The following is a 3874-nucleotide window of genomic DNA, read 5'->3' as shown; positions in this document are numbered from 1 at the left end:
GGCCTGTCTGGGCGGGGCCGGTGGGGTTTGTGACCGGCGGGCAGCCCATATCACATTTCACATTGTCGTGGAATGCTACCACGCGGCATTCGACATCGAGATTGGTTGGTGGCAAAGTGTCACCGTGCCGTCACAGTAGCGACCTGCGGTGGAACGTGGCTGCGACGGCTGCAATCGAGGAAACCATGAAAGGGAGAACCAATCATGTCTCTTGCATCCCATCTTGATGAGCTGCAGCGGAAGCACGGCGACATCGAGCGCGAAATCACCGATGCGATGATGCATCCTTCGGTAGACGACCTCGAGATCGCCAATCTCAAGCGGCGCAAGTTGGCAATCAAGGACGAGATTGAAAAGCTGAAGGCGAAACCGACGGCACACTGAAGCTCCTCTAGGCAACATAGCCGCCATTGCGGCGCAATCATCCACCCGGTGGCTGTCATGCCACCGGCGTCTGGGTCTTATTCCGGATTTTGACCAGTTTCGGCAGCGGCGGCGCAGCTTGGACACCTTCGCCGCCGGAGTAGGGACTTGTGGTTTCGGCAATCAGTCAGGCAGCCGATTTGACCGGCTGCCTGCCGCTTGCCATTGACAAGCCATCTTTGCTCCTCCACCTCATGCCCGGACCCTTGAGCATCCCTGCTCCAAGCAAAAGGCGGCCGGCATGACCGGATATTTTTCTTCTCCTTTCCCGCGCCGGACATCGGTTGGTGTTTCGGTCGGCGACGTGATGGTCGGCGGCGGCGCGCCGGTCGTCGTGCAGTCGATGACCAACACCGACACGGCCGATGTCGACCAGACCGTCGCGCAGGTCGCGGCGCTCAATCGCGCCGGCTCGGAGATCGTGCGCATCACCGTCGATCGCGACGAGAGCGCCGCGGCCGTGCCGCGCATCCAGGAAAGGCTGTCGAGGCTCGGCGTCAATGTGCCGCTGGTCGGCGATTTCCACTATATCGGCCACAAGCTGCTCGCCGACCACCCGGCCTGCGCCGAGGCGCTGGCGAAATACCGCATCAATCCCGGCAATGTCGGCTTCAAGGAGAAGAAGGACCGGCAGTTCGCGGCGATCGTCGAAATGGCGATCAGATACGACAAGCCGGTACGCATCGGCGTCAACTGGGGCTCGCTCGACCAGGATCTGTTGACCCGGCTGATGGACGATAACCAGGCCCAGGGCTCGCCGCTCACCGCGCAGGAGGTCACCCGCGAGGCGATCGTGCAGTCGGCGATCCTGTCGGCCGAGCTGGCCGAAGAGATCGGGCTTGGGCGCGACAAGATCATCCTGTCGGCCAAGGTGAGCGGCGTGCAGGACCTGATCGCCGTCTATACCGAACTTGCGACGCGCTCCAACCATGCGCTGCATCTTGGCCTGACCGAGGCCGGCATGGGCACCAAGGGCATCGTGGCCTCATCCGCGGCGATGGGCATCCTCCTGCAGCAAGGCATTGGCGACACGATCCGCATCTCGCTGACACCGGAGCCGAATGGCGACCGTACCCGCGAGGTGCAGGTCTCGCAGGAACTCTTGCAGACCATGGGGTTCCGGCAGTTCGTGCCGATCGTCGCGGCCTGCCCGGGCTGCGGCCGCACGACGTCCACGGTGTTCCAGGAACTGGCCCAGAGCATCCAGGCCGACATCCGCAAGAACATGCCGGTGTGGCGCGAGAAATATCCCGGTGTCGAGAACCTCAAGGTCGCGGTGATGGGCTGCATCGTCAACGGCCCCGGTGAGTCCAAGCATGCCGATATCGGCATATCTTTGCCCGGCACCGGCGAGACGCCGACGGCGCCGGTCTTCATCGACGGCAAGAAGGCGGCGACGCTGCGCGGCCCCTCGATCGCGCAGGATTTCGAGAAGATGGTCGCCGACTATATCGAGCAGCGGTACGGACACGGCAAAGCCGCCGCGGAATGAGCCCATGCGTCGTTTATGGAAGGCGACGCTTTTCCTGCTTTTGGGGTTGTGCTGGACCGGCGAAGCATTGGCCGATCCGCCGCAATCGGCCGCCAAACGGCTGATCGGCCGCGTCTGCGACCTGATCGAGACGCAGGCCGAACAAAACGCCCTGCCCAAGGATTTCTTCGCCCGACTGATCTGGAAGGAGAGTCGTTTCGACCCCAATGCGGTGAGCCCGGTCGGCGCGGAAGGCATCGCCCAGTTCATGCCGGGCACGGCCAAGCTGCGCGGGCTTGCCGATCCCTTCGACATCGAGCAGGCCATCCCGGCTTCAGCGAAATATCTGGCCGAGATGAAGGTGGGTTACGGCAATCTCGGCCTCGCCGCCGCTGCCTACAATGCCGGCGAGAACCGCGTGTCGCGCTGGCTGGATTCCGGCGGCTTCCTGCCGATGGAGACCGAAAGCTACGTCTTCGACGTCATGGGCGAACCGGTCGACAAGTTCTCGGACACCGCTTACGCCGGCACCATCCAGCCGCTCGATCCGAAGACCAGCTTCGCGGTCGCCTGCCGCCGGCTGCCGGTGATCATGTCGCGGACAGTCGCCATGGCCTCGATCAACGTCAAGCCGTGGGGCGTCCAGGTGGCGGGCAATTTCCGCCGCTCCGCGGCGATCGGCCAGTGGTTGAGGGTGCGCGGCCGGTTCCCGGCCTTGCTCGCCAGCCACGATCCGGTGGTGAGCCGCGTGCGCACGCCGATCGGCCGGCGCGGCATCTATGCGGTCAGAATCGGCGCCGACTCGCGCGCCGAGGCCAACGGTATCTGCAACAAGCTGCACAGCGTCGGCGGGGCGTGCGTGGTTATGCGCAATCGGTAGCTTTGTGCGTAGCAAAGAATTTTGGAGATGCTGGCGGGACAGCGCCCCCCTCTGCCCTGCCGGGCCTCTCCCCCTCAAGGGGGGAGATCAGACGTCGCCACGGCTTTCGCCAATCTCCGACGTTGCAGGATCGAGCGGGGCGTCGAAGCTGCCAATCTCCCCCCTTGAGGGGGAGATGGCCGGCAGGCCAGAGGGGGGTTGGCGGGAACTCGGCAGTCTTTGTAGAGACCCGTCTTTAGTCAACGAGACGTCAAGCCGTCTTCGCCGCCACAGTCTCGCTCAGCCAGGTGCCGATCTTGGCGCCGAGGCGGTCGGGGGAAACCGGCTTCGGCAGATAGTCGTCCATGCCGGCTTCGACGCATTTCTCGCGGTCGCCCTTCAGCGCATGCGCGGTGACGCCGATGATCGGCGTGTGGCTGCCGTTCTGCTCCTCGATCGCGCGGATGGCGCGCGTCGCCTCGTAGCCGTTCATCTCCGGCATGGAGACGTCCATCAGCACCAGCCGCGGCCGCAGCGAACGATACATTTCGACCGCGGTGCGTCCATTGCCGGCGATGCGGTAACTCAAGCCGAGGCCGCTGAGGATCTGGCCGAAGACCAACTGGTTCACGTCATTGTCCTCGGCGATCAGGATGTCGATCGGGCCGCTCGGCGCGGCGGTCGATTCCGGCGCGGCCGGGACAGGAACGACCGGGCCGCGGATGACGGTGATGGCCGGCGCGGCCGGCTGGGCCACGACCGGCTCGCGCACGAAATGCGCCTTGGCGCCCTGTGTGCGGGCCTTCTGAATGGCGGAAATGACCGTGCCGAGCAGCACCGCCGAACGCGCCGGCTTGGTGAGATGCGCGACGATGCCGAAATCGATCACCATCCTGCCGAAATCGACCTGGTCGACCGAGGTGAGCAGCACGACAGGAATGGAGGAAAGGCGGCTGTCGGCGGCGATCGACCTGGCGACATCGGCGCCGTTCATGCCGGGCATCTGGTAATCGAGGATGATGCAGTCGACCGATGCGCCGAGCTGGCAGGCGCGGTCGAGGAAGGCAAGGCCGACGGCGCCGCTCTCGGCCGCGGCGCAATCGAAGCTCCAGCTTCTCAGC

At 64.7% G+C, this 3874-nt stretch carries 4 protein-coding genes; 3 read left to right on the top strand and 1 reads right to left on the bottom strand.

What is annotated here, in order from left to right:
- The first annotated feature begins 204 nt into the window (after positions 1 to 204).
- The 3 genes from EOA38_RS30175 (at position 205) to EOA38_RS30165 (ending at position 2774) form a co-directional block, all read left to right on the top strand.
- Entirely contained in the window at positions 205 to 384 is a 180-nt protein-coding gene (locus tag EOA38_RS30175; protein ID WP_126091508.1) for a YdcH family protein, read from the top strand.
- A 280-nt stretch (positions 385 to 664) separates the two neighbouring features.
- Positions 665 to 1915, top strand: a complete 1251-nt coding sequence (gene ispG, locus EOA38_RS30170; protein WP_127300951.1) for a flavodoxin-dependent (E)-4-hydroxy-3-methylbut-2-enyl-diphosphate synthase — start codon at positions 665 to 667, stop codon at positions 1913 to 1915.
- A gap of 4 nt (positions 1916 to 1919) precedes the next feature.
- Positions 1920 to 2774: a lytic transglycosylase domain-containing protein gene (locus tag EOA38_RS30165; protein WP_127300950.1), complete on the top strand. Its 855-nt coding sequence runs from the start codon at positions 1920 to 1922 to the stop codon at positions 2772 to 2774.
- Positions 2775 to 3024: 250 nt separating this feature from the next.
- On the opposite strand, the gene EOA38_RS30155 is transcribed toward EOA38_RS30165, so the two are convergent.
- Positions 3025 to 3874, bottom strand: an 850-nt coding sequence (locus tag EOA38_RS30155) for a response regulator (RefSeq protein ID WP_145966128.1), incomplete at its 5' end; no start/stop codon positions are given.

Source organism: Mesorhizobium sp. M1E.F.Ca.ET.041.01.1.1 (assembly GCF_003997355.1).
Lineage (GTDB): Bacteria > Pseudomonadota > Alphaproteobacteria > Rhizobiales > Rhizobiaceae > Mesorhizobium.
Note: the sequence above shows the minus strand (reverse complement) of the source record. Positions and strands in the feature narration are given on the sequence as shown.